The following is a 25,537-nucleotide window of genomic DNA, read 5'->3' on the forward strand; positions in this document are numbered from 1 at the left end:
TTGTGGCCCGGCCCCGCGGTCGTTTACGAGCAGAGTTGGGGAAACTTAGCCGGCAATCTTCGCCTGGAGTGCGTCCAGCAGCTCCTTGACATTGCCGCCCAGAAGGGCCTGCTGCTCCACGTCGATCACGCCCTGCTTCACGTCGGCCCACTCGGCCTTAGCGGTGGGATAGAACTTGCAGGAGCCCACGATCTCAACCCAGGGAGCCATGGAGGGGTCGGACGCAGCCACGATCTCGCCGCCGGCGGAGGTAGCGGGCAGGAAGCCCTCCATCAGGACCCAGTTGGAGTAGCGGGTATCCTCATAGAAGAAGTCAAAGAACTCCTTGATGGCCTCGATCTTCTCGGCAGAGTCCTCGTTGTCAAAGACCATGAAACGGTCCATAACGCCGGCGGAGACGGAGGCGTTGCCGCCGTTGGAGGGGATGGCGGCGAAGGCGTAGTTGATCTGCTCCTCCTCGGGGGTGTTGGCCTTGGCGTAGTTGTCAGCGATGTAGGTGGGGATGGAGTTGGGGCCGATGACCATGGCCAGCTTGCCGGCGCCGAACAGGTCCTGGAGGTTGTAGCGGGTCTCGGTGGCGGGGTCGGTGTTGGTGTAGCCGGCATTGTACAGGCCGATGGCGTACTCAATGGCCTCCACGTTCTTGTCAGCGTTCAGGGTCCAGTTGCCCTCGGCGTCGGTAAAGTCGCTGCCGTTGTTCCAGATATAGTAAGCGAAAGCGGCCTGACCCTCGTCGGTGGTCATGTCGATGCCCCAGGGATAGATGGTGGAGTCGTACTCCTTGATCTTCTTGCAGGCCTCGGTCAGCTCATCCCAAGTGGTGGGCACTGCCACTCCGGCGGCGTCCAGGATATCCTGGTTATAGTACATAGCGCGGGCGGAGGCCAGGTCGGGGATGGCCCAGATGGTGCCGTCGATGTTGGACTGCTCCAGGAAAGCGGGGTACATCTTGGCGTAGGTCTCGGGGGAGACGCACTCCTGGATGGGCAGGAGCAGGTCGTCGGCCACGTAGTCGGCGAACACGTCAATGTTCAGAATGTCGGGGGCGTCGTTATTGGAGACGCGGGTATTGACCACAGTGTAAATGTCGTTCCAGGAGACAACCTCCACCGTCAGGTCGATGCTGTCGTGGCTGCCGTTAAACTCCGTCTGGAAGTCGGCCCACCACTGCTTGGTGTTCTGGCCATACTCCGCAGCGATGACCTTAATGGCGGTCTTGTCGCCGCCGCCGGAGGGCGCGGGATCGGAGGCACCGGCGCCGCCGCCGGCAGAGGAACCGCCGCCGTTGCTGTTGTTTCCGCCGCCGCAGGCGACCAGGGAAAGGGCCATAGCTGTGGCAAGTAAGGCTGCAAGAACTTTCTTCATTTTCATTCTCCTTTTTGTCGATTTTGACCCTAGGGAACCGGATGCATAGAGATATTCCACAAATGCGTCCTTTCAAAAGCAATTATACTTGTTCATTGTGTAAATCTATAGAGTGAAACGTACAATTTATAGAAAAATCGTACAAACCGTGAATGTTCGTACGATTTTTTTGGTGTAAATTGACCTCTGGAAGAGGGTTCAGCCCAGATGCTGCTTGCGAAAGGCGCTGGGTGTGGTGCCGGTCATGGAGCGGAAGACCTTGGAAAAATAGTTGTAATCGCTGATGCCCACCTCCTCCGCAATGGCAGAGATGGGCAGACTGGTCTGCACCAGCAGACGCTGGGCAGCCTGAATGCGCCGCTGGGCAATCAGGTAGGACAGGGTATGGCCGCCGGACAGCTCCTTGGCCAGGATACACAGCTTGGTGCGTCCAATGTGCATCTCCTTGGAGATGGAGGCCAGGGAGAGCTTTTCCATGTAGTGCTCCTCCAGGTACAGCGCCAGCTTTTGCAGGTCGGTCTGCTCCGTGGCCCGGATCATCCCCTTCAGCTGGATATAGGCGGACAGGGCCTCCAGAGTCTCGGTGTAGGCGTGGATCTCCACCTGGGAGTACTGGCGGAACTGGAAGAAGGCGTCCCTCAGCGCGTCGGGGCCGTCGGGCCACCAGTCCAGCAGGGCCCGGGTGTGCTCCCACTGCTCCTCCACGGGGGTGTCGTCCAGATAGCACCCCACCGCCAGGTAGGCCAGGGGATTTTTCTTGTCGTAGAGGGGCATAATGGCCTCGCAGATACCCAGATGACAGCGGTAGAACTGAAAGCCCTGCTCCGCCGTGTAGTGGCGGATCTTGCACTGGTCGCAGGCGACACAGCGCTCGTGTCCCTCGGGCAGGTCATTGACGGCCCGGCAGAAGGGGGGATGGCCGCGAAACAGGTTGATATCCCGGCCCTCCGGGTCCAGGATGTTGGCGGGAAGACCGGTGAGAATCTTCAAATTGGCAATCAGCTTGCGCAGCTGCTCTTCATCAAAGAGAATGTTCATTTCTGATATTGTCCCGTGATGGCCTCCAATTCAGCCCAGTGGGCCTCCATATCCGCAACCAGCTTAAACTGGGTCCGGCAGCGGTCCAGGTTATGCCCCTCCCGGGCGATATGGAAGTAGACGTCCCCTTCCAGATGGTCTGTAAGGAAGCGCATCCCGCACTCCAGGGTCATCAGCTTGGCCCCCCAGGGGAGATAGGCGATCTCCTCTCCGGTGAGGGAGCCGCCGGTCCCCTCCAGGAAAGCGGCGGTGTAGGCGGCGAAAAGGTCTATGTCCAGATTGACCTTGGACAGGTCGGTCTCGTCCTCGGCGCAGTGGTTGGCCCCGAAGCGGATAGAGTCGCCGAAGTCGTAGAGCACCAGGCCGGGCATCACGGTGTCCAGGTCAATGATGCACTTACCCTCGCCAGTCTCCTCGTCCATGAGGACGTTATTCAGCTTGGTATCATTGTGGGTGACCCGCAGAGGCAGCTTCCCGGCCCGCATGGCGTCCAGGGCCACCGAACAGTCCTTCTCCCGGGCCAGGACAAAGTCGATCTCTGCTTGGCAGCCCGCCGCCCGGCCCAGCCGGTCCGCCTCCACGGCGGCCTTGAACTTGGCCAGCCGGTCCTCGGTGTTGTGAAAATTGGGGATGGTCTCATACAGGGTCCCGGCGGGGTAGTCCTTCAAAAGCTGCTGGAACCGGCCAAAGGCCCGGCCGGAGGCGGCGAAGAGCTCCGGGGTGTCCGCCGACTGATAGCAGATGGTGTGCTCCACAAAGTGGTACAGCCGCCAGGCGCCCCCCTGGCTGTCGGTGTAGTAGTCCTGACCGTTTTTGGGGCGGAGGACCTCCATGGCCTCCCGGCTGCGGTCGCCCCCCCGAGCCTCAATCTGCCGGCCCAGGTACTCGGTGACGCCGATGATGTTCTCCATCAGCTGGTCGGGCCGCTTAAAGGCGGCGGCGCTCATTCGCTGGAGGATGAACCGGCGGCAGCACATATTTTCCGGCTGGGTGTGGACCACAAAGGTGTCGTTGATGTGGCCGTGGCCGTACCGGATGGCCCCCACCACGGGCGCGCCGAAGTCAAAGGCCTCCAATACCTCCTGGAGGGTCTGCTCTGCCTGGACCATCACTTCACCTCCCACAGCCGGTCGGGGTAGAGGCCCGAGGCGGTCTTCTCGGCAATGGCGGCCACCACGGCGGGCTTATCCTCCCGATAGGTGACGCCGTACCACTTGTCATGACTGCGCAGCACCTTCACCCGGGCCCTGCCCTCCCCGATGAGCTGGCTGACCACGGTGGGCAGGAAGTACTCCCCCTTCTCGGGGTTTTCCGCCAGGGCCCTGTCCAAAAAGGCGGGGAAGCGGGCCAGGGCCTCATCCAGAAAGCTGCGGTTGAAGCCCCACAGGTTCAGCGAGACGATGGTGTCCTCGGGCAGCTGGGTCCAGGTCTGCCCGTCGTCCTCGGTGAAGCGCAGGGGCGGCCCCTGCTCAATCTTGGTGCGCTCGGTGATCTGGGAGAGATAGTGGTCCCCAGTCTCCTCGCACACCCCCCGGGCCACGGTGCCGTTTTCGGTGACGGTGTTTTTCAGCAGATAGCCCACCATCACATACTCATACACATCCCCGTCCGGGTTAGCGGAGAGGTAGTCAAAGATCTTTTGAAAGGCCTCCGGGCCGTAGTAGTCGTCGGCGTTGATGACCGCGAAGGGACCGTCGATGAGCTTCCGGGCGGCCAGGGTTGCGTGGGCGGTGCCCCAGGGCTTGCTCCGGCCGGCGGGGACTGAGTAGCCCTGGGGCAGGTCCTCCTTCAGCTGATAGGCGTACTTTACTTCCATCACCTGGGACACCCGGTCGCCGATGGCAGACTTGAAATCGGCCTCGATCTCGGGCTTGATGACGAAGATCACCGTCTCAAACCCCGCCCGGCGGGCGTCAAAAATGGAGTAGTCGATGATAAGCTGGCCGTGGTTCCCCACCGGGTCCAGCTGCTTGAGACCGCCGTACCGGCTGCCCATGCCAGCGGCCATGATAACGAGAACAGGCTTGTTCACAGTCTGTTGTCCTCCTTAAAATAATATCATATGGGTTGTATGTATGGCGGGTCGATTCGGCCCGCCCCTGTTTCAGATCAGCTGTCTCCCGGGGGATTTAGCCCTTGTAGCCGTTGGGATTCATGGACTGCCACTTCCAGGAGGAGGCGCACATCTCCTCGATGCCCAGCTGCGCCTCCCAGCCCAGCTCCTCCCGGGCCTTGGCGGGGTCGGCGTAGCAGGCGGCAATGTCGCCGGGACGGCGGGCCTCGATGACATAGGGCAGCTGGTGGCCGCAGGCCTTCTCATAGGCGTGGAGCACGTCCAGCACGGAGTAGCCCTTGCCGGTGCCCAGGTTGCACACAAACAGACCGCAGCCGGTGTCCAGCTTCTTCAGCGCCGCCACGTGGCCCTTTGCCAGGTCCACCACGTGGATATAGTCCCGCACGCCGGTGCCGTCGGGGGTGTTGTAGTCGTTTCCGTAGACGTGGACCTTCTCCAGCTGGCCCACCGCCACCTTGGCGATATAGGGCACCAGGTTGTTGGGGATGCCGTTGGGGTCCTCGCCGATGAGGCCGGATTCGTGGGCGCCGATGGGGTTAAAGTAGCGCAGCAGAGCAACATTCAGGGTCGGATCGGCGGCGCAGATGTCCATGAGCATTTTTTCCTGGAACAGCTTGGTGGTGCCGTAGGGATTGGTGGTGCCGCCGGTGGGGAAGTCCTCCCGGATGGGAACGGTGGCGGGATCGCCGTAGACGGTGGCGGAGGAGGAGAAGACGAAGTTCTTGACTCCGTGGCGGCGCATGGCCTGGAGCAGGTACAGGGTGCTGATGAGGTTGTTGGAGTAGTACTCCAGGGGCTTGGATACGCTCTCGCCCACGGCCTTCAGCCCGGCGAAGTGGATCACCGCGTCAATGTCGGGGTGCTTGGCGAACAGGGCCTCCACCTCGGCCTCATTGCACAGCTCCGTCTTGAGGAAGGGGACCTTCTTTCCGGTGATCTTCTCAACCCGGACCAGCGCCTCCTCACAGGAGTTGTAGAGGTTGTCGGCCACTACGATCTCGTAGCCCGCCTGAAGAAGCTCCACACAGGTATGGCTGCCGATATAACCGGCGCCGCCGCAGACAAGAATGGACATAATAAACGCTCCTTTATTATAATGTTGCGCGGTGCTTTTGCTGCTGTTTCTATTGTATCCTCTGTACAGCAAAATGAAAATAGACGATTTCACCAATAATCTGGAATATCGTACGTCAATTTGACTATTTTTATAGTTCCGGGGAGGGATGGGGTACCGCCAGCAAAAGTTTAACGGAATCCGGATTTGACCGTTGCTTTTTTGTGCAAAATGTAGTATACTCCTGTGGGTATGTTTGCCGGCAGGATGGAATTGTAAAGAGAAAAAGGAGTTTACTATGGGAGCTGAAAAGAAGAAACACCAGTTTACCAGCGGCTGGGGCTTTGTCCTCTCTGCGGTGGGGTCGGCGGTGGGGATGGCCAATGTGTGGGGCTTCCCCTCCAAGATGGGCAGCTATGGCGGCGGGGCCTTCCTGCTGGCCTATCTGTTCTTTATTATGCTGTTCGGCACGGTGGGCCTGTCTGCGGAGTACGCCGCCGGACGCCGGGCCCATACAGGTACGCTGGGGGCCTACCGCATGGCCTGGTCCAGCCGGAAAAAGGAACTGGGATCCGCCGGCGCAACCCTGGGCTGGCTGCCCCTGGCCGGTTCCATGTGTATCGCCATTGGCTATGCGGTCATTATCGCCTATGTGCTCAAGGCCTTTGCCGCCTCGGCGGTGGGGTCGCTGATGACTGCCGATACCTCCGTCTGGTTTGACAGCTTCTCTCTGGCGGACTACTCGGTGGTCCCCTTCCACGTCATTGTGGTGGTGGGGACGCTGCTGACTCTGCTGCTGGGAGCCCGGAGCATCGAGCGGACCAACAAGGTGATGATGCCCCTGTTTTTCCTGATCTTCCTGATTCTGGCGGTGCGGGTCGCCTTTCTGCCCGGCGCTGCAGAGGGTTACAAGTATATGTTTACGCCCCGCTGGGAGGACCTGCTGGACCCCATGGTGTGGATCTGGGCCATGGGTCAGGCCTTCTTCTCCCTGTCTATTACCGGCAGCGGCATGATTGTGTATGGGGCTTACCTGGGGAAGGATGAGGATGTGGTATCCCTGGCCAAGCAGACCGCCCTCTTTGACACGATAGCCGCCCTGGTGGCCGCTCTGGTCATTATTCCTGCCTGCTTTGCCTATGGGCTGGACGTGGGGGCGGGCCCCTCTCTGCTGTTCGTGACTCTGCCCCGCATTTTGCAGGACATCCCTCTGGGGCGGCTGTTCGCCATTATCCTGTACACCGCCATGGTCTTTGCCGGGGTCAGTTCCCTGCAAAACATGTTTGAGGCGGTAGGCGAGTCCCTGCTCCACCGCTTCCCCAAACTCAACCGCAAGGCCATGCTGGGACTGCTGTGTATCATCTGTCTGGGGATCGGCCTGAATATGGAGCCCATTTTCAAGTGGGGTCCCTGGATGGACATTGTCTCCATCTATATCATCCCCATTGGAGCAACTCTGGGCGCGGTCTCCTGGTTCTGGATGATGAGACGGGAGGAGCTGCTGGAGGAGATCAACCGGGGGGCGAAAAAGCCCTCGGGCCAGGTGTGGTATTCCCTGGGGCGGTATCTCTATGTGCCCTGTGCGGTGATTTTGTGCTGTGTAGCACTGTTTTTAAAGGTAGCATTTTAAACTTGTTTCCGTCCAACGGGTGGAGCAGAATCAAGGAGGCGCAAGCATGACCTATGAACTGAAAAAAGGAAATTTGCGGGCTGTGGCTCAGACGAAGGGCGGGGAGCTGGTCTCCCTCCAAGACGGGGACGGCCTGGAATATATCTGGCAGGGGGACCCGGCTTTCTGGACGGGACAAAATCCCATTTTGTTCCCCATCGTCGGGTCGCTGAAGGACGGAAGGGTTGATATCAACGGCCAGAGCTATGAGATGGGCCGCCACGGTTTTGCCCGGGGAATGGAGTTCAGCCCTGTGGAACAGGGGGATGACTTTGTAACGCTGGAGCTGCGGGAGACCCAGGAGACGCTGGAGCGCTATCCCTTCCCCTTCTCTCTGAAGGTGACCCACCGGCTGCTGGAGGAGGGCTTTTCCACCACCTTCACCGTGACCAATACCGGAACCGCCTCCATGCCCTTTTGCATCGGGGCCCACACCGCAATCCGCTGCCCCCTTCGTGCCGGGGAGCGATTTGAGGAGTATGAGCTGCTCTTTGAGGAGTCCGAGTGTGCCGACAGCCACCTCCTCAATGAACAGGGCGTCATCCGCCACGATGGCCGCAAGCCTATGGTCAATGAGAGCGGGAAGATCGCCCTGGACTACAATGTCTTCGCAGAGATGGACACCATCATTTTCAGTATGCTGCGTTCCGGCAAGGTGACGCTGCTCCACAAGGGAACCGGCCATGGGACTATTCTGGACTTCCACGAGTTCCCCATGGTGGCCTTCTGGACCAAATCGGGTGCCCCCTACCTGTGCCTGGAACCCTGGCACGGCTGTGCCGCCTGGGACAACGAGAGCGGGAAGTTTAGTGATAAGCCCTTCTGTATTACACTCCACCCCGGAAAGCAGAAGGAATTGACCTACACTTTTTACATTAAGTGATTTTTTATCTCGAAAATCCAAATGGTATTAAAAATGGGCAGTGCGTACTTTGACCGCAGATGTGCGCTCCTTTTCCATTAAAAACGAAATGCCGCAGCATTCCCTTGGAAGCAGGGGGACGCTGCGGCGTTCTTACGGTGTGGACCCACAGAGGTCCTGGAACAACTTTTTGTATTTGAGAGCGGATTTTTAACTCCTTGTTGTGGAATACTAGGACCATCCAAGACAAGGGGGTTTTTCCTATGAGTAAGAAAAAACAAAATCGCAGCCAGGGCCGGGACCTGCGGGGCTCCGCGCCCATCGCCGGGCAGAACCGCACCGACACACCCACCAACGCCCAGGACCCCATGGCGGACCAGCTGGAGATGCGCATGAAACGGGAGGGCCACGATATGTGACCGGGTCCCGGCACTCTTCACACATTCTTCACAAAAAGTTCCAATTCTGGTGAAGATTACTTCAGCGCAGTGTGGTATCCTATGGACAGTTCAGACAGCTGATCCGATACTCCTCCCGAAACGGCAGCCGCTGTTTCATCGTCCGGCAACACGCGCGAAATACCGGACACCCTGGCAGCTTCCAGACCTCTCTGCGCGAGGTAACGCGCTCCACTGCCGCCCCATGGGCAGCGTCCTGGTGCGGCAGACCAAAAATCCCCGTTTTCGGACTCCATATTTCATGGAGCCAAGACGGTTTATATAAAAAACATTAGTACTTCCTTCTCTTTTTCTGCGCACAGCCCCTCCGGTTTCGGCCGGAGGGGCTGTGTGTATGTGAGGGCAGTTTCCAGCTCCAAGCCGCCTGTTTACGTGGATTGCGCGGCGGCCTTCTTTTTCCGCTTTTGGGCCATATATCGGTCCTCCTCGCTGAAGATGCAGCCGCAGTACTTCTGCATATAGAAGCCGTGTTCCCGGGCAAACTGCTGTCCCTCCTGGAAGAGGGGGCGGAAATCCCGGTAGAGGAACGCCACACCGTACCGTTCTCCCATCTCCCGGGCGGCGGCGGCAATGGCCTCGTGCTTCTGGTAGGGGGAGATGAGCAGCGAGGTGGTAAAGCTGTCATAGCCATTTTCCGCCGCATATTGGGCCGTACGCTCCATCCGGGTCCGGTAGCAGTAGATACACCGACGGTCAATGTCCCCGGCCACCGCAGTAATAAAGGGCCGCAGGTCGTAGGTGCCGCCAATCGCCAGCTTCATACCAATCTCTTTGGCGTACTCCTCCAGCGTCCGCTTTCTGGCCTGGTACTCGGTGTAGGGGTGGATGTTGGGGTTGAACCAGAAGCCGGTAACGGGAATCCCCTCCTCCCGCAGTGCGGCAATGGGCCGGTTGGCGCAGGGCGCGCAGCAGATGTGCATAAGCGTGTTCATTGGGAAAAATCCTCCAGATTCAGAATTTGAATGTCCAGCTTCCGTCTTCTGGCATAGACCAGCGTCTGATGGGTTCCGCCCCCGGGTGCGCCGTTGTAGACCGCAATCAGCCGCCCGGCGTGGTCCACCATGTAGCGGTTGCGCCGCATCATGCAGGCCCGGTCATAGCGACGCTGAACCAGCGTCTCAAAATTACAGTGGTCCAGAATCGCCTGATATCGCGTCCGCTCCCGGGAGGGCCACCGGTCCGCCTGCTCCTCACAGGGGCGGGCACACTCCAGGGTCACATCCTCCCGCCACTCCCGCAGCTCCAGAACCGCCTCCGCAAAGTAGAGGTCGCAGCCCCGGGCCATGCCAACAATAAAGTGCCGGCTCCCCGCCTGATAGGCCTCCTCCACCGCCCGGGCCAGCGCCTCCTTCAGCCGCCCGCACCGGGGATCGTCCTCCTCCTCACCCCAGGGCAGCTTCTCCGGCCTGTGCCCCGTAAAGCAGCAGCTCCTTTCCCGTTCTAACATACCTCACCCCTCTCTCTTCTTTTCTTTTTTAAAAAAAAGAAAAGAAGCAAAAGAAAAAACTTCTGGAAAAAACTCCGCTGCGCTCCGTTTTTTCCCTGCGCTCACCTGCCAGCCTTTGCTTTTCATTGCATCATGCGTTGAGGCCATAATACAATGATGAATCCATTCATATACTTTATATTCTTCATTCGTATTGTAGCTTAAGCGTATTCAACTTTAGGACGACTGGCGGGAGAAGGTCAGGAAGCAAAACGGAGCGCAGCGGAGTTTTGCGCAAAAGTTTCTTTTTTCGCTTCCTTTTTTCTTTTCAAAGAAAAAAGGAAGAAGGGGTTAGAGGACGATCAGGTCTTTCGGAGAGCGGGTTATGTTCTCGCAGCCGGTTTCATGGAGGATCAGCACGTCCTCAATGCGCACACCGAAGCGGCCCGGGATATAGACGCCGGGTTCGGCAGAGATGACGGCCCCCACGGGCATGGGGCGGGTCTCCTTCGAGTTGGCGCCGGGGGCCTCGTGGATATCAACCCCCAGAGAATGGCCGAAGCTGTGGGTGAAATATGCGCCGAAGCCGGTCTCCTGAAGGACGCGGCGGGCGGCGGCGTCAATTTCCTGGCCGGTGACCCACGCTCTGGCGGCGTTGATGCCCGCCTTCTGGGCGGCCAGGACGGCGGCATACACGTCCTCCATCTCCTGGCTGGGCTGGCCGATGGCCACGGTGCGGGTCATATCGGAGCAGTAGCCCTCCACCTTGCAGCCGAAATCCATGGTGACGAACATCCCCTCCTCCACCATCCGGTCACCGGGGACGGCGTGGGGCCGTGAGCCGTTGGAGCCGGCGGCCACGATGGGGTCAAAGGACACCTTTTCTCCGCCCCGGCTGAGCAGCTCATAGACCAGCCGCGCCGCAATCTCCCGCTCCGTCATACCGGGACGAATGAAATTAAGAATGGCCTTGAACGCCTCGTCAGTAATGGCCTGAGCCCGGCGCATGAGGGCAAGCTCCCCCTCGTCCTTGGCGGCGCGCAGGCCGTCCAGCAGTTTCTGGGCGGGAACCAGGATGCAGGGCAGCTCCTGGGCATACCTCTTGTGGCCGTCCACCGTCATGGCCCCGCTCTCAAAGCCCACGTTGTGCAGTTTTTTCTCCTCTATATACTCCTTGGCAAAGCTCATATGGCCCTTCTCCGGGGTCGTAAGGCAGATCTCCGGGCCGGTGATCTGCTCCCGGGCGGCCTCGATGTACCGGCCATCGGTGGAGTACTGAGCCCCGTCCCGAGTCACCAGCAGCAGGCCCTCCCCGTGGAAGCCCAGGGCATACCGCTCCCCCGACTCGCTGGTTATCATCATAGCGTCCAGGCCGTACTCCGGCAGTTGGGCGGCGATCTTTTCAATATGATTCATGGCAGACACTCCTGATAAATTTTCTTCATGGTCAGTGCGTCCTCCGCCTGGGTCCCGGCGGACTCGCAGATGAACGTAGGGGACCAGCCCCGGCGGGCGATTTCAGCGGCCAGGGGCGCCCAGTGGGGCCCGTAGCCCCCGTCGTCCTCGAAGGTGCGGTGGCACTTCTCCCCGCCCCCCGGGGTAAACTCAATATGGGAGAAGTGACTGTGGAAACCGGAGGCCCGCTCGGCTCCTAAGACCTCCTCCATCCGGTCCAGCATCCGTGAGAACGCCTCTTGGCCGTCGTCCGCCCCCAGGGAGCGGGCGTAGAGGTGGCCGAAGTCGATGCAGGGGACCAGCCGCTCATCCAGGGTACACAGCTCCAGCACCTCGTCCAGGTCGCCCAGCTGATTGATCTTTCCCATGGTCTCAGGGCACAGGGTCTGGGGGAAACCCCGCCCGTCGCAGACGGCGACCACCTCCCGCAGGGATTTTTTCGCAATATCCAACGCCTCCCGACGGCTGCGCTTCATGAGAGCCCCGGAGTGAATGACGACCCGCCGGGCCCCCATCCAGCCAGCCGCCTGGCAGGCCCCGGTGATATAGCCGATGGTCTTTTTGAAGGAATCCGGGTCCGGGTTGGCCAGGTTGATAAAGTAAGGGGCGTGAAGAGACAGGACGATCCCCGCCGCCTGGGCATTCTCGCCCACCTTGCGGGCGGTGTCCTCCCCCACGTGGACCCCCTTGCCGCACTGGTACTCATAGCAGTCCAGACCGAAGTCCGCAATCCACTTGGGGGCGGCCAACGAGGACTTGTGGACCTTGGAAAAGCTGTCGCAGTTGCCCGCAGGGCCGAATTCCGCGCTCACAGGAAGGCCCTCCCTCTGCCCAGCAGCCGGAAGGGGGTCTCCACAGCGTAGCGGATATACCGCCCCGGGTTACCCGCCAGGCGGATGGGCTGAACCAGCAGGGGGGTGACTCCAGCGTTGTTGGCCCCCAGGGTATCGGTAAAAATCTGGTCCCCCACCATAACGGTCTGCTCCGGGGTCACGCCCATACGCTCCATGGCCCGCAGGTAGCCGGCCTTGCTGGGTTTCCGGGAGTGGCCTTGGTAGGGGATGCCCAGCTGCTCTGCGAAGTGCTGAGCCCGGCCCGGTTTGCGGCTGTTGGACAGCAAAAACAGTCGGATGCCCTGGGCCTCCAGCGCCTCCTTCCAGGCCACCACCTCCCTGGGGGGCTGGGTCACCTTGTAAGGGACCAGCGTGTTGTCCAGGTCGGCAAGCACCAGGCGGATCCCCTTTTCCGCCAGCAGTTTGGGGGAGATATCGGTCACCGAGGGGTACACCCCCCGGGGGATCGGCGATAAGGACATGTCATGTTCTCCTTGTGATAAAGTGGATTGGTCTGAGGGGCTCAGGGGACCCGCTCCATAATCCCGTAAGCGCAGCCCACCGCTCCCCCCTCCAGGAGCAGGGCCTTCACCCTCCTTTGCAGGGAGGTGGCGGCGGGCAGGCGGTCTGCGGCGGTATCCTGGGGGCTCTGGAACAGCCACCGGATAAACTCCCGGTCCTCCGGTCTCTCCCGCAAAATCTGGAAGCGGCTTTGAAAGGAGAGAATATGGGAGTCCGGCCCCAGGAGCGGTCCCAGGGCGGGGGACAGCAGCCAGGAGTCACAGATGTATTTCTCATAGGAAACATCCGGGAAACAGTTCTTAAAGAAGACCTCCGCCTGGGCCAGAGAGGCGTCTACCCCCTCCCGAGACAGGTCTGCATCAGAGGGGATGTGAAGGGCCAGGGCCGGCTTTCCCTGATGGGTGGAAAACTCATACTCCAGCGCCCCGACCCGGAACAGGGTCATGCTGGTCTGGCGGTAGGTCCACCAGGCCCGGTCGAAGGCGAGGGTCCCCGTCTCCCGCTGGCACTCCCAAAGAAAGCGGGAAAAGCACCCCATGGTATCGAAATAGATGGAGTCCGGGATCCCCCGTTTTTGATAGCCCTCATAGGCCCGGCGGGCGCATTCCAGATAGCAGTACAGCAGCTTGAAGCCGTCAGAGTCCTCCCCCAGCAGGGCGCGGAGCTGGCGGTAGGCGGCTTGGGCGGTTTGCGGGGCCATCAGCCGGTCCAGGAGGGGGGCGGTCTGTGCGCGGTCGATTACCCGGCCAGCCCGGTCCAGGGCCTGGACGGCGTCGGGCTTGAGGCCGATGTGCTGATACAGCTGTTGTAAATCCATAAAAAGCTCCCAAAAAGCGCACTCCCACCGGAGGGCTTGTGTTCTCAGGCCTGTGTGTCAAAGCGATAGAGCGTCTGTGCACATTTGTCGATGCGGTCCAGCAGTTCATCGGTGATGATCCGGTCGAAATTCTCATTTTTATAATCCACCGCTCCCTCGGGGTGCTCCTGGTCAGGAGATGTGGTTACTGCGTGGCGGATCAACGTCTCATACCGGGAGACCTGGGTTTGTCCGCCGCCGGACTGGGTGATGGTGAGGGAGGAGCGGTATCCGCTGACGGTGGCCGTGGGACAGGGGCCGAACTGGGCCAGAGAAAAGGTCCCGTCCTCGTTCTTGTGGGCTGGGATATACCAGGAAGGTATTCCGCTCATACGGAAGCTGTACGCGGCCTGCTGCAACTCGGCCTTCAGACTGCTGCCGTCCTTCCAGTTTTGGACAAGCTGCGAAGCGAAACTGGCATAGGCAAAGGAGCCGCCGGAGGTGAAAACGCCGGCGCTGGTGGAGATGTTCTGGTAGGTGGCCTCATTGACTACATCGAAGAAGGTATGTTGGTAGTTCGAGATAAAATGGGTCATAGTAAAGCCGTCCCCACGGGTTTCGGTGGCCACCTGCTTCGAGGCGGAAACGCTGCCATAGCCCAGAATACCGGCATTGCGCATACGTTCTGCCTGTTCCGGCGTAGGAGGCTTAGACATATCGATCACGTCGGTCTTCGGCGCCGCCGCTTCTGCCCTGGCGGTTACAGTCTGGCCTGTAGGGGCGGTGCGAACGACCGCGGCGGACAGCGGGCGAATTGGCATATTGATCATGGAAAAACCCCCAATATGGAATAGATTGCGGAACGTTCCATGTAAAGTATCGGAAAAATTATCAAGAAATTAAGGGCAGACAATGAAAAAGCGCCCCCCGCTGGGGTGCGCTTCCAATTTAAAATCAGGCCAGGGCCTTTTTGGCGGTGTCGGTGAGCTGGGTGAAGGCGGCCTTGTCGTTGACTGCCATCTCGGCCAGCATCTTGCGGTTGATGATGATGCCGGACTTCTTCAGGCCGTTCATAAAGGTGGAGTAGTTCATGCCGTTCATCTTGCAGCCGGCGCTGATACGGGTGATCCACAGCTGGCGGAAGTCGCGCTTCTTCAGCTTGCGGCCGGTATAAGCGTACACGCCGGACTTCATCACGGCCTGATTGGCCATCTTAAAGTGCTTGGATTTGGAGCCCCAATAGCCCTTGGCCATCTTCAGGATCTTATTTCTTCTCTTGCGCGTCATCATCGCGCCTTTCACTCTTGCCATAACTCGTTCCCTCCCTCGTCTTACTTATACAGGATCATGCGCTTAATGGCGGCCTCGTTGGTCTTGTCGGCGTAAGTGGTGCCGCGCAGAGCCCGCTTCAGCTTGGTGGTTTTGCCGTGGCCGTTAAGCAGGTGACGCTTCTTGGTCATGGCACGCTTGACCTTGCCGGTCTTAGTGAGGGAGAAGCGCTTTTTGGCGCCGCTGTGCGTTTTAATCTTGATTTTCTTCGCCATAACTGTTTGAACTCCTTTACTTACTTTTTCGCGTCCTTCATGGGCTTGGGGGACAGGAAGATGGACATGTGGCGTCCCTCCAGCTTGGGGGATTTGTCCATCACGGCGACCTCGCCGCACTCCTCTGCAAACTTGAGCAGCAGATCCTGGCCGATGTTGGTGTGGGCCATCTCGCGCCCGCGAAAACGGACGGTGACCTTGCACCGGTTGCCCTCGGACAGAAACTTCTGGGCGTTGCGCAGCTTTACATTGAAGTCGTTGACATCAATGCTGGGAGACATCCGGATCTCCTTGATCTCCACCACCCGCTGGTTTTTGCGGGCTTCCTTCTCGCGCTTGGTCTGCTCGAACCGGTACTTGCCGTAGTCCATGAGCTTACACACGGGGGGGACGGCATTGGGGGAGATTTTGACCAGATCCAGACTCCGCTCCTCGGCCAGGCGCAGCGCCTCCTGGGAGGACATGATGCCCAGCTGCTCACCGGATTCAGAAATCAGGCGCACCTCTTTGTCCCGGATATCTTCATTGGTTTGATGACCTGTGTTAGCGATGGGAAGCACCTCCAGACAAAATGAAATGTGGGCTGCCAGTATGGCCCCCACATCACAGCAAAACAACGCCGGAACTCCGGCGGTATGTCTCCATGTTGACCCTTCGGCTCTGGCCTGGGGTGAGGACGGGGAACCGTACCTGCTTTATTGTGCAAGGCGCATTATATCACCCACCCGCCCCAGTGTCAAGGGTATTTTTTCACTTTTTCCAGGAATTTTTCCGATAAAAGAGGGGACGGGCGCTTTACATAACGGAGGGGTGTAATAAAACTCCACATAGAGTTTTCAACATTTTCCACATCTTTCTCCACACCGGTGGAAAAAAGTCCTGGAGCCCCGGGAGGGCGCTGGAGAAGTCCCGCCAAAACGCGGTGGATTTTTCTCACAGTAAAGCGCGCGGGGGCTACATAACGCCAAATTCCTATCGGACAGCCGGCCCTTCGGAGCGGAACATCATCCCAGCGAGATATCCCGAGTGGCATAGGCGTTCAAATCCCAGCCGGCGGTGTGGCCCGCCTGGAGCTCGTAAAAGCCCTGACAGCCGATCATGGCGGCGTTGTCCCCGCAGTATTTCAGCTCTGGGAGGAACAGCCGGTCCCCGCTGCGGGCGCAGGCGGCTTGCAGATCGGCCCGAATGCGACTGTTGGCGGCCACCCCCCCGGCCACGGCGATTTTGCCATAGCCCTTCTCCCGGGCGGCCAGCATGACCCGGGGAATCAGGGAGTCGCTCACCGCCCTGCCGAAGCTGGCGGCAAAGGCGGGCAGGTCCAGCACCTCCCCCTTCTGCTCGCTGTTGTGGATCAGGTTGAGGCTGGCGGTTTTCAGCCCGGAGAAGGACATATCCAGCTCCGCTCCGGACACGTGGGCCACGGGGAGCTCATACCGCCTGTCGTCTCCCCCCTGGGCCAGCTTGTCCATGGGACCGCCCCCGGGGTAGCCGATGCCCAGAACCCGGGCCACCTTGTCAAAGCACTCCCCGGCGGCGTCGTCCCGGGTCCCGCCCAGCACGGACATCCGGGTGTAGGACTGCACGTCCACAATGGCGGTGGTCCCCCCGGAGACGCACAGGCAGACGAAGGGGGGCTCCAGCGACCGGTGGGTTATATAGTTGGCGGCGATGTGGCCCCGGACATGGTGGACGGGAATCAGGGGCAGGTCCAGGGCCATAGCCGCCCCCTTGGCGAAGTTGACCCCCACCAGCACCGCTCCGATGAGACCGGGGGCATAGGTGACGGCGATGGCGTCCAGCTCCCCCTTGGTCAGGCCGGCGTCGGAGACCGCCCGGTCCGCCAGGGCGGAGATGGCCTCGATGTGCTTGCGGGAGGCAATCTCGGGCACCACGCCGCCGTAGATGGTGTGCATTTCGATTTGAGAGGAGACACAGCTGGACAGCACCGTCCGTCCGTCCCGCACCACGGCAGCGGCGGTGTCGTCGCAGGAGGACTCAATGGCTAAAATGTTCATTCTTCCGCCTCCCGGTCACAGTCCAGCTCAACCTGCCGGCGTATTTCCTCGCTGAAATCCATATAATTATCAAAGTCCTTCAGGGTAAAAGGCTCAATGGATGTGCCGGAGGTCAAAATCCGGGTCAAGGTCATCTCCAGCCGGGCCCCCTGGGCCTCCAGCTCCTCCAACAGCCGGCGAAAGATTTTTCTGCGGTCGATGCCATTCAGGTCCTCCACCACATCGTAGTACTCCAAATCAAAGGAGAACGCGGGCCTGCCCGCCTTGATGTTGGCGCCCAGCTCCCCCACAGTCAAGGTGGGGTCGAAGGCTCGAATCAGCTTGATACAGGGCGCGGGAGCCCCCTGGGAATGGACGGTGACGCTTACGATGCTGTTCATTTCTCGTCCTCCTTGGAAAACTCCCGAGTCATAATCACCGCGTCCTCCCGGGGGTGTTGGTAGTAGCCGGGCCGCAGTCCCACACGCTGGAAGCCGTGCTTCTCGTACAGGGCAATGGCGGCGGCGTTGGACTGGCGCACCTCCAGGGACAGGAAGGCCAGGTTTACCGCTCCAAACCGGCAGAACACATCCAGCAGGGCGGAGGCAACCCCGTGCCGCCGGGCGTCGGCTGCCACGGCGATGTTGTCAATATAGCCCTCGTCCAGCACCGCGTGGAGCCCGGCGTAGCCCAGAATCATCCCCTCGTCGTCCTCGGCCACGATGAAGCTGGCCTGGGGGTCAAACAGGGCGTCCTCCAGCAGGGTTTCGCTCCAGGGGTCGGGGAAGCACTCCCGCTCCAGGGCGGCAATCTGGGGAATGTGGCTGCGGTCCATGGGGACGATCTCGTAGTACATAGAAAAGACTCCTTAATGTTTCTTCTTGAGTTTTGCGGTGGATATTGCAATCAAAACAGCTCCAACCACATAGGCCGGCCAGTACAACAAGATCCAGATAAACAGGTACTCCAAAAATGATGTCTTATGAAACCCTACGCCGCCGAAATCCAGCAGACTTGTGACCAGGCAATAGATTAAGGCAATCACAAAAGGAGCGCACCCCAAGAGCAGGAGGAACCCCCAGACCCATTTCTCGTGTTTCATTCAGGCCACCCCCCGTCAGAATCCGCAGGGCCAGCCGTCCAACATGGCGGGCGGCGGTCCATGGAGACGATTTCGTAATACATAGCGCGCTGCTCCTTCCATGCCCTTGCCAGGCGGGGGGCTCCTGTGGGGGCCGCAGGTTCTAATCCCTTGTCCCGCCGCATACTGTGTACTGCGCAGTATATCATAGGATCAAACTTCGGACAAGGGGGAACTCCCATGGACACCTTTATTGTCACTCTGCCGCCCAAACAACTGCCCCTGCTCCGGGGCTGGCAGGCCGTCCCTGCCCACCTGGCCTACCGCCTGGGGCCGGGTCCCCACCTGTTTCGGGCGGACAGCGCCGCGCTCCCCAAGGGCGGACTGATGGTAATAGACGACCGGGATTTTGACGGTCTGGGGCAGACCGGGCCGCTGTGTCAGGAGGTCTTCCGAGAGTGTCAGGCCCGGGGCTTCTCCGGGGCGGTCCTGGACTTTGAAAACCGCCTGCCCCCTCTGGAGAGTATTGTGGCGCGTCTGGACGAACAGTTTGCCCGCCGGGGCTGGACCCTCTACGTCAACGAGCGGTACGCCCCTCACGCCCCCCACGCCCGGGTCATGATCCCCTCCGCCCTCTCCGGCGGCTCCCTTCAGCGGCGGCTGGAGGAGGCTTTGGAGCGCTTTGGGGAGAGCCGGGTCACCCTGGCCCTGGAGAAGCGGGCGGAGGATTTTGCCCTGCCCTCCCCCACCGGCAGCGGCCAGCCTCTCAGCGGCCAGGAGCTGGAGCAGCTGCGGCAGCGGCTGTCCCCCTCCATCTTCTTCTCCTCTGAGCTGTGCGCCCGGTACTTCACCTACATGGGCCGGGAGGGTGTGGGCCACTTCGTCCTCTTTGACGACAGCGACACTCTGACCCGGAAGGTGGAGGTGGCGCACCGGTTGGGTATCCACATCTTCCTGGCCCCCTGGGCGGAAATTTCCTCCTGCGCCGCCCAGCTGGGCATTCCCCGCCGGCAGGAGCCCCGGCCCCAGCGCCGTTAGGGGGTCAGTGGGCCTGAGCCCAGGTCCTGCCGGCGTGGGTCTCGGCCAGGAGGGGGACGGACAGCCTGGCGACCCCCTCCATCTCCTCCTCCACGACCCGGCAGATGGTCTCCGCCTCCTCCTCCGGGCACTCCACAATCAGCTCGTCGTGGACCTGGAGGACCAGCTTTCCCGTCAGCCCCTCGGCCCTCAGCCGGTCCCGGACCCGAATCATAGCCAGCTTGATAATGTCGGCGGCGGTGCCCTGGATGGGGGCGTTGAGGGCGACCCGTTCCCCGAAGGAGCGGGTATTAAAGTTGGAGGATTTGATTTCGGGAATCCACCGACGGCGGCCCCACAGGGTTGCCACATAACCCGCCTGCCTGGCCTGCTCCACCACGGCGTCCATATAGGTGCGTACTCCGGCGTAGTGGGCGAAGTATTTATTCATATACTCCTTGGCCTCCTGGACGGTGACCCCGATATCCTCGGACAGGGAGTAGGGGGAGATGCCGTAGACGATGCCGAAATTCACCGCCTTGGCGCTCCTTCTCATCTGGGGGGTCACCTCCCCCAAGGGCACATTGAACACCTGGGAGGCGGTGATGGTGTGGATGTCCTCGCCGCTCTGGAAGCCGTCAATCATGGCCTGGTCCCCCGCCATATGGGCCAGCAGGCGCAGCTCAATCTGGGAGTAGTCCGCATCCACCAGCACCTTCCCCGCCGGAGCGGCAAACATCTTCCGCAGCTCGGCCCCCAGCGGGGTCCGCACGGGGATGTTCTGCAAATTGGGCTCGGTGGAACTGAGGCGACCGGTGGCGGTGACGGTGTTCTGGAAGGAGGTGTGAATCCGCCCGTCGGGGCCGATGACCTTGGCCAGGCCGTCGGCGTAGGTGGACTTCAGCTTGGTCAGCTGGCGGTACTCCAGAATGCTGTCTATGATGGGGTGCTGGCCCCTGAGCTTCTCCAGTACGTCGGCGTTGGTGGACCAGCCGCTCTTGGTCTTCTTCACCGGGGGCAGCTCCAGCTTATCAAAGAGGATGTGGCCCAGCTGCTGGGTGGAGTTGATGTTGAAGCCGTCCTCCCCGGCCAGCTCATAGATGGTCTTTTGCGCCTGGTCGATGCGCCCAGAGAGCATTTTGCCAAACTCCGCCAGGGCTCCCCTGTCGATGAGAAAGCCCTCGGTCTCCATCTCGGCCAGCACAGAGCACAGGGGAAGGTCCACTTGTTCATACAGCTCCCACATCCCCAATTGTTTCAGCCGCTTTTCCAGTACGTCCCTCAGTGCGTCGATCCAGGCGCAGTGGGACATCAGGGCCCCCAGCGGGACCGCCGGGTCGGACAGGGGGCTGAAGGCACCCTCCTCCAGGTAGAAGGAGGCCGGCTCCGCCTGGACCTTGAAATAGGTGAGGGCCAGCTTTTCCAGCTCGTAACTGCCGTCGGTGGGGGCCAGGAGGTAGGCGGCCACCTCAGTATCGAAGACAAACCCGGCGGGGGAGATGCCCTCGGCCAGCAGGGCCCGGCACAGGTCCTTCACCCCGTGGGCCGCCTTTTTGAGGGCGGGGTCGGAGAAGAAGGTCTTTAAAAAGTCGTTGTAGCAGTCCAGCCTGTCCGCGAAGAACAGAGCAGCACAGCCGGAATTTTCCTCCTGCCACTCCACGCACACCCGGTCCAGCCCGGGCAGAGCCAGCACGCTGACATGGTCCAGGGTCCGCCACAGCTCCAGCAGCGCCTCCATCCGCCCCCGGTCCTCTACAGTCTCGCTGGTGCAGGTCCCCGCAAAGACGGGGGCCTCCTCCGGCGCACCCTCCCCCTGGGGTGCGGTGAGGTGGTACTTGTCAATGAGCTTGGCAAACTCCAGTTCCAGAAACAGCTGATAGAGCCTGTCGTTGTCCGGCGGCCGGCGCAGGTTGGCCTCGGGCTGAAAGTCGATGGGGGCGTCGGTGCGGATGGTGGCCAGGTCGTAGGACAGCCGGGCGCTCTCCCGGCCCTCCTCCAGCTTTTTCACCAGGCCGGGCTTGGCGGGGACGTTGGGCGCGGAACAGATATCGGGCATGTGGTCGTAGAGATGAGCGATGGTGTGGTAGAGCTGGATGAGGGCCATAGCGGTCTTCTCCCCCACGCCCTTGACCCCGGGGTAGTTGTCGGAGGAGTCCCCCATGAGGGCCTTCAGGTCGATGATGCTCCTGGGCTCAAAGCCGTAGTCCCCCCGGAAGACCTCCGGAGTGACATCCCTGGTGGTGGTGCGGCTCATACGGGTCGACACCAGCTTGACAGTGGTCTGCTCGGTCACCAACTGGAGGGCGTCCTTGTCCCCGGTGACGATCACTGTCTCCCAGCCCGCCTCCTGGTCCAGCCGGGCGATGGTGCCCAGCAGATCGTCGGCCTCCCAGCCGTCCAGCTCGTACATGGGCACGTTCATGGCAGACAGCACACCCTTCAACAGGGGCATCTGGCTGGCCAGCTCCTCGGGCATCCCCTTCCGGTTGGCCTTGTAGCCCTCGTATGCCTGGTGGCGGAAGGTGGGGGCGGAGCGGTCAAAGGTGACGCACAGGGCGTCGGGGGCGGTCTCCTCCAGCAGCTTATTCAGGATGTTCAAAAAGCCGAAAATGGCGTTGGTGGGCTGCCCCTCCCGGGTCGTCAGCGTCTGGCTGACCCCGTAAAAGGCCCGGTTGACAATGGAATTACCGTCAATCACCATCAGTTTCTTCATAGCGGAAGCTCCCTCTTGTCCCGCCCAGGAGCGGGACATAAAATTTCATGTGGTATAGTATACCAGTTTTTCCGCCTGCGGGCAAGGGGAGAAAACTGCCGGTTCCTGGCTTTCCTCCGAAAAATGGAGGGAAAACGGAGATATTTCGAGATACTTTGCCCATTGACTTCCCAAATACTGGTGGCTATAATCAAGAGACTTCAAAAAAGAGGGGCCGCATCGCTGCGGAGACGTCCGGGGAGACCCGGGCGGTTATTTTTTGGGAGGCATACTTATGGAATCCTATACCTATTTGCTGCTGCTGGCCATCATCCTGCTCTCTACCAAGGTCTTCGGCCTGCTGACAGAACACGTCCACCTGCCCCAGGTGGTGGGGGCGCTGCTGGCGGGCATTATCATGGGCCCCAGCGGCTTCGGCGTGCTGGAGAGCACCGACTTTCTGGTGAAGGCGGCAGAAATCGGCGTCATCATGCTTATGTTCACCGCCGGCATCGACACCGACATGAAGGAACTGAAGGAGACCGGCCTCCAGGCCGGAGGCATCGCAGTGCTTGGGGTATTTGTCCCCCTGTTTCTGTGCGGCGGACTGTACTTTGCCTTCTTCTGCGGAGGCGAGTTCACCGCTTATAACCTGCTGAAATCCGCCTTTATGGGCTCGGTCTTCTCCGCCACCTCTGTGTCCATTACGGTGGAGACCCTGAACGAGATGGGCAAGCTGAAAACCCGCACAGGCACAACCCTGCTCAGCGCCGCTCTTATTGACGACATTATCGGTATTGTGGTGCTGTCCGTCCTCAGCGCCTTCAGCTCCGGTGACTCCGACCCGGTGTTGGTGCTGGTCCACATTGTCCTCTTCTTCGCCTTTGTGCTGGCGGTGGGGCTGATTGTCCGCCGGATTTTTACCTATGTGGCCGAGGACCACTGGCACAGCCGCCGGGTGGCGGTGTGGTCGCTGGCCTTCTGCCTGCTGATGGCCTACTGCTCCGAGACCTGGTTCGGAGTGGCGGACATTACCGGCGCTTACTTCGCTGGGCTGATCCTGTGCAACGTGACCAAGGCCCGGAAGTTTGTGGCTAAAAAATTTACCATCACCGCCTACATGGTGTTTACCCCCGTCTTTTTTGCCGGTGTGGGCATGAAAACCAACCTGCGGGATATGAACTCCAGCATCCTGGTCTTTGCGCTGCTGCTGGTGGCCGCCGCCGTGCTGTCCAAGATTGTAGGCTGCGGTCTGGGCGGGCTGGCCTGCCGCATGAGCCGTCACCAGGCCCTGGTGGTAGGCATCGGCATGGTGGCCCGCAGCGAGGTGGCCCTGATGGTGGCCCAGCGGGGTATCGACGCCGGCATGATCGACCCGGCCATCCTGCCCGCCATCGTCCTGGCTGTCATCGCCTCCGCCCTGCTGACGCCGGTGCTGCTGAAGCTGGCCATCTCCAGGGGACCGGAGCTGGTGTGACAAGAGAATATCCCGATTACAATACACTCCCCCTATGAGAGACATCCGTCTGTCATAGGGGGAGTGCTGTTTATAGATTGCGGAAAAGACCGGGGGCAGGGAATTTGTGCTCTATGTCAGTCTGCTCTCCAGCCAGTCCAGCAGGTCCTGAAACACCTCCTGCCGGTTGAGCTCGTGAAACATCTCATGCCGGCCCCCGGGGTAGAGCTTCACAGTCACATCGCGGCATCCGGCGGTGCGGAACATTTTCTCCACCTTCCGCACCCCTTTGCCCATAGAGCCCACCGGGTCCTGGCTGCCGGAGAGGAAGTACACCGGAGTGCTCCCATCCATCCTGGTCAGGTTCTTCCTGTTGGCAATAAACTGCAAGCCTCCCATCATGTCACGGAACATCCCCACGGTGGGCACAAAGGTACACAGGGGGTCGGCCAGGTAGGCATCCACCCTCTCCCGGTCCCGGCTGAGCCAGTCGGAGGAGGTGCGGTTGGGCTGAAAGACCTTGTTGTAGGCGCCCAGGGACAGCTCGTTCACCGCATTGCTCACGTAATCGGGGCCACGCAGCTGGCACAGCATTCCCGACAGTGCCTTTCCAGAGGCCACGGCGGCGGCGGACTCCTGGCCCGTCCCAGACAGCACGGCGGCGTCCACCGTCCCCGGCCAGCAAATCAGGCAGGTCCGCACCAGAAAGGAGCCCATGGAGTGACCCAGCAGCACATAGGGGACCTTGGGGTGCTTTTCCCTCTCCAGCTCCCGCAGGCGGCGCACATCCCCGGACACCAGCTCCCAGCCCTTCCTGGGACCGAAATAACCAAATTTGCCCCCGGCGGTCAGGCCGTGGCCCAGGTGGTCCTCCCCGCACACCAGATAGCCCCGGGCGGCCAGGAACCGTGCCAGGCCGTCGTAGCGCCCCACGTGCTCCGCAACTCCATGGACAACCTGCACAAGCCCCCGGGGCCGTCCCTCGGGCACCCACTCTCTGGCGTGGACAGTGTGAACGCCATCCTGAGATGGATAGGTAAAATCAATGGTCTGGATCATAGCGCTGCCTCGCTTTCACTCCTGGGGAGTTTTTTCTTAGCATACCCCAAGAGGTGGAAAGAAGTCAAGCCATCTGTTCCAAAATGGAGCGGATCACGCCGGCATGATAGGCCCCCTCCTGGGCCAGCTCCTGGTAGAGCTCCCGCAGGCAGGGATCGGAGGTGGCCTGGGCGGCCTGCTTGTTTTTCTGCTCCCACTGCTGCTCCCAGACAAACTGCTGGCGCAGGGCTAGGGGCAGGGAGGCGGGCAGGGAGGGGGCGGTGCAGTTGGGGGCATACCGCTTCCCGGTAATGAGGAAGTAGGCGGCGGACAGCCTGCGGAAGGCTGAGCGGTGGTCGGAGGCCAGCATGGACATGGCCTTGGCGGTGGGGCCGTTGGAGCGCCGCGCCAGCGCCCGTGCGGTCATGGCGCCGGTCTGGGCCAGCCCCATCAGCTCCCGCAGACGTCCGCTGTCCTCCTGGGAGGCCTCCCCCAGACACAGGGCGGGGCAGGCGGAGCAGCCAGGGCGCGTGGGAGTGCCGGGCTCTGCCGGGCAGCCAGGCACCGGCGGCAGAGCTTCACCGGCGGGACAGTCGGGGACCAGCTCCTGAACAGGGCAGTCGGGCACGACGGGCAGTGTGGGTTCTGCCGGACAGTCGGGCACCGGCGGCAGAGCTTCGCTGGCAGGGCAGTCGGGAACCGGAGGGAGCTCCGGGGACTCGGATGGGGCGGGCGAGGGCTGAGCGGGGACGGCTGTGTCCGGAATGACGCCCCCTTCCCGGGCGGCTGGGGCGGCCTGCTCCGGCATCACCCGGTCCCATACCCGCTGGAAGGTGGCCGGGTCTACATTCTGTCCGGCTAAAGTGGGAAGATCGACTTTCAGTTCCATATTGAAATACTCCTTTTGGTTGGAATCAATCATGTAACGCAGTGGGCTATCTCATTCTATGCCCCAAAATCCAAACCGCAACAGAGAAATCAATTTTGGATTCGCCACCCCTTGCTCCTGCTTCGCAGGGCTTATCCCTCGTCCCACCCGCAGGCGGCCTGGCCCCTTTGAAAAGGAGCTCCCGGCGAAGTCGGGCCGGGATTGATTTGCTGGCACTGCCTCTACTTGAAATTTTAGGTAGAAGACGGTGCTTTCAGGGACAATCCCCCGCCCT

At 60.8% G+C, this 25,537-nt stretch carries 28 protein-coding genes; 5 read left to right on the plus strand and 23 right to left on the minus strand.

Annotated features, from left to right (window positions below; all coding sequences use genetic code 11):
* Positions 1–45 precede the first annotated feature (45 nt).
* The 5 genes from D1646_RS09070 to galE form a co-directional block, all read right to left on the minus strand.
* A complete protein-coding gene (locus tag D1646_RS09070; protein WP_160636157.1) occupies positions 46–1,365 on the minus strand; it encodes an extracellular solute-binding protein in 1,320 nt (439 codons plus the stop codon).
* Between the two features lie 198 nt (positions 1,366–1,563).
* Positions 1,564–2,403, minus strand: a complete 840-nt coding sequence (locus tag D1646_RS09075; protein WP_160636158.1) for a PocR ligand-binding domain-containing protein — start codon at positions 2,401–2,403, stop codon at positions 1,564–1,566.
* Positions 2,400–3,512, minus strand: coding sequence for an aminoglycoside phosphotransferase family protein (locus tag D1646_RS09080; protein ID WP_160636159.1), 1,113 nt, complete (start codon positions 3,510–3,512; stop codon positions 2,400–2,402). Before D1646_RS09080 ends, D1646_RS09075 begins: the two co-directional genes overlap by 4 nt.
* Positions 3,512–4,435 carry a sugar phosphate nucleotidyltransferase gene (locus D1646_RS09085; protein ID WP_160636160.1) on the minus strand — a complete coding sequence of 308 codons (924 nt, stop codon included), beginning with the start codon at positions 4,433–4,435 and terminating at the stop codon, positions 3,512–3,514. The genes D1646_RS09080 and D1646_RS09085 overlap by 1 nt, the downstream gene beginning before the upstream one ends.
* A 97-nt stretch (positions 4,436–4,532) precedes the next feature.
* Entirely contained in the window at positions 4,533–5,552 is a 1,020-nt protein-coding gene (gene galE / locus D1646_RS09090; RefSeq protein ID WP_160636161.1) for a UDP-glucose 4-epimerase GalE, read from the minus strand.
* A gap of 277 nt (positions 5,553–5,829) precedes the next feature.
* On the opposite strand from galE, the gene D1646_RS09095 reads away from it, so the two are divergent.
* The 3 genes from D1646_RS09095 (at position 5,830) to D1646_RS09105 (ending at position 8,481) form a co-directional block, all read left to right on the plus strand.
* The gene (locus D1646_RS09095) at positions 5,830–7,161 is read left to right on the plus strand and encodes a sodium-dependent transporter (RefSeq protein WP_160636162.1); all 1,332 of its coding nucleotides are present in this window, start codon (positions 5,830–5,832) and stop codon (positions 7,159–7,161) included.
* Between the two features lie 46 nt (positions 7,162–7,207).
* Entirely contained in the window at positions 7,208–8,083 is an 876-nt protein-coding gene (locus D1646_RS09100; RefSeq protein WP_160636163.1) for an aldose 1-epimerase family protein, read from the plus strand.
* A 242-nt stretch (positions 8,084–8,325) separates the two neighbouring features.
* Positions 8,326–8,481 (plus strand): hypothetical protein, encoded by a 156-nt coding sequence (locus tag D1646_RS09105; protein WP_160636164.1) that lies wholly within the window; start codon positions 8,326–8,328, stop codon positions 8,479–8,481.
* A 407-nt stretch (positions 8,482–8,888) separates the two neighbouring features.
* On the opposite strand, the gene D1646_RS09110 is transcribed toward D1646_RS09105, so the two are convergent.
* The 14 genes from D1646_RS09110 to D1646_RS09175 all read right to left on the minus strand — a co-directional run bounded on the left by D1646_RS09110 (position 8,889) and on the right by D1646_RS09175 (position 18,192).
* Positions 8,889–9,452: an epoxyqueuosine reductase QueH gene (locus D1646_RS09110; RefSeq protein ID WP_201754612.1), complete on the minus strand. Its 564-nt coding sequence runs from the start codon at positions 9,450–9,452 to the stop codon at positions 8,889–8,891.
* Positions 9,449–9,967 carry an SLOG family protein gene (locus tag D1646_RS09115; RefSeq protein ID WP_160636165.1) on the minus strand — a complete coding sequence of 173 codons (519 nt, stop codon included), beginning with the start codon at positions 9,965–9,967 and terminating at the stop codon, positions 9,449–9,451. The genes D1646_RS09110 and D1646_RS09115 overlap by 4 nt, the downstream gene beginning before the upstream one ends.
* A gap of 330 nt (positions 9,968–10,297) precedes the next feature.
* Complete coding sequence (locus tag D1646_RS09120; protein WP_160636166.1) at positions 10,298–11,362, minus strand: aminopeptidase P family protein; 1,065 nt, start codon at positions 11,360–11,362, stop codon at positions 10,298–10,300.
* Positions 11,359–12,213 (minus strand): TIM barrel protein, encoded by an 855-nt coding sequence (locus D1646_RS09125; RefSeq protein WP_160636167.1) that lies wholly within the window; start codon positions 12,211–12,213, stop codon positions 11,359–11,361. Before D1646_RS09125 ends, D1646_RS09120 begins: the two co-directional genes overlap by 4 nt.
* Positions 12,210–12,716, minus strand: coding sequence for a YqeG family HAD IIIA-type phosphatase (locus D1646_RS09130; protein WP_160636168.1), 507 nt, complete (start codon positions 12,714–12,716; stop codon positions 12,210–12,212). The genes D1646_RS09125 and D1646_RS09130 overlap by 4 nt, the downstream gene beginning before the upstream one ends.
* Positions 12,717–12,757: 41 nt before the next feature.
* Positions 12,758–13,573 carry an acyltransferase domain-containing protein gene (locus tag D1646_RS09135; RefSeq protein ID WP_160636169.1) on the minus strand — a complete coding sequence of 272 codons (816 nt, stop codon included), beginning with the start codon at positions 13,571–13,573 and terminating at the stop codon, positions 12,758–12,760.
* Positions 13,574–13,617: 44 nt separating this feature from the next.
* Positions 13,618–14,382 (minus strand): hypothetical protein, encoded by a 765-nt coding sequence (locus tag D1646_RS09140; protein WP_160636170.1) that lies wholly within the window; start codon positions 14,380–14,382, stop codon positions 13,618–13,620.
* Positions 14,383–14,506: 124 nt separating this feature from the next.
* Positions 14,507–14,863 carry a 50S ribosomal protein L20 gene (rplT, locus tag D1646_RS09145; protein WP_160636171.1) on the minus strand — a complete coding sequence of 119 codons (357 nt, stop codon included), beginning with the start codon at positions 14,861–14,863 and terminating at the stop codon, positions 14,507–14,509.
* Between the two features lie 20 nt (positions 14,864–14,883).
* Positions 14,884–15,096, minus strand: a complete 213-nt coding sequence (rpmI, locus tag D1646_RS09150) for a 50S ribosomal protein L35 (protein WP_160571560.1) — start codon at positions 15,094–15,096, stop codon at positions 14,884–14,886.
* A 20-nt stretch (positions 15,097–15,116) separates the two neighbouring features.
* Positions 15,117–15,674, minus strand: coding sequence for a translation initiation factor IF-3 (infC, locus tag D1646_RS09155; protein ID WP_160636183.1), 558 nt, complete (start codon positions 15,672–15,674; stop codon positions 15,117–15,119).
* 426 nt (positions 15,675–16,100) lie between these two features.
* Positions 16,101–17,111 carry a tRNA (adenosine(37)-N6)-threonylcarbamoyltransferase complex transferase subunit TsaD gene (gene tsaD, locus D1646_RS09160; protein ID WP_160636172.1) on the minus strand — a complete coding sequence of 337 codons (1,011 nt, stop codon included), beginning with the start codon at positions 17,109–17,111 and terminating at the stop codon, positions 16,101–16,103.
* Positions 17,108–17,491, minus strand: coding sequence for a hypothetical protein (locus D1646_RS09165; protein ID WP_160636173.1), 384 nt, complete (start codon positions 17,489–17,491; stop codon positions 17,108–17,110). Before D1646_RS09165 ends, tsaD begins: the two co-directional genes overlap by 4 nt.
* Positions 17,488–17,946, minus strand: a complete 459-nt coding sequence (rimI, locus tag D1646_RS09170; protein ID WP_160636174.1) for a ribosomal protein S18-alanine N-acetyltransferase — start codon at positions 17,944–17,946, stop codon at positions 17,488–17,490. Before rimI ends, D1646_RS09165 begins: the two co-directional genes overlap by 4 nt.
* 12 nt (positions 17,947–17,958) lie before the next feature.
* Complete coding sequence (locus tag D1646_RS09175; protein WP_160636175.1) at positions 17,959–18,192, minus strand: hypothetical protein; 234 nt, start codon at positions 18,190–18,192, stop codon at positions 17,959–17,961.
* 219 nt (positions 18,193–18,411) lie between these two features.
* Between D1646_RS09175 and D1646_RS09180 the strand changes: the two genes are divergently transcribed.
* Entirely contained in the window at positions 18,412–19,209 is a 798-nt protein-coding gene (locus tag D1646_RS09180) for a hypothetical protein (RefSeq protein ID WP_160636176.1), read from the plus strand.
* 4 nt (positions 19,210–19,213) lie between these two features.
* Here D1646_RS09180 and polA read toward each other — a convergent pair whose 3' ends face one another.
* Positions 19,214–21,901, minus strand: coding sequence for a DNA polymerase I (polA, locus tag D1646_RS09185; RefSeq protein ID WP_160636177.1), 2,688 nt, complete (start codon positions 21,899–21,901; stop codon positions 19,214–19,216).
* Positions 21,902–22,175: 274 nt separating this feature from the next.
* Here polA and D1646_RS09190 point away from each other — a divergent pair, with 274 nt between their 5' ends.
* Positions 22,176–23,357 carry a cation:proton antiporter gene (locus D1646_RS09190; protein WP_160636178.1) on the plus strand — a complete coding sequence of 394 codons (1,182 nt, stop codon included), beginning with the start codon at positions 22,176–22,178 and terminating at the stop codon, positions 23,355–23,357.
* 111 nt (positions 23,358–23,468) lie between these two features.
* Here the strand turns inward: D1646_RS09190 and D1646_RS09195 are convergent, their stop codons facing one another.
* The 3 genes from D1646_RS09195 to D1646_RS22840 form a co-directional block, all read right to left on the minus strand.
* Positions 23,469–24,395 carry an alpha/beta hydrolase gene (locus D1646_RS09195; protein WP_160636179.1) on the minus strand — a complete coding sequence of 309 codons (927 nt, stop codon included), beginning with the start codon at positions 24,393–24,395 and terminating at the stop codon, positions 23,469–23,471.
* 64 nt (positions 24,396–24,459) lie between these two features.
* Positions 24,460–25,263 (minus strand): hypothetical protein, encoded by an 804-nt coding sequence (locus D1646_RS09200; protein WP_160636180.1) that lies wholly within the window; start codon positions 25,261–25,263, stop codon positions 24,460–24,462.
* A gap of 51 nt (positions 25,264–25,314) precedes the next feature.
* Positions 25,315–25,537 (minus strand): hypothetical protein (locus tag D1646_RS22840; RefSeq protein ID WP_207709437.1); only part of this gene is annotated, 223 nt, incomplete at its 5' end.

This window comes from Pseudoflavonifractor sp. 60, from assembly GCF_009911645.1.
In the GTDB taxonomy this organism is placed as follows: Bacteria; Bacillota; Clostridia; order Oscillospirales; family Oscillospiraceae; genus Lawsonibacter.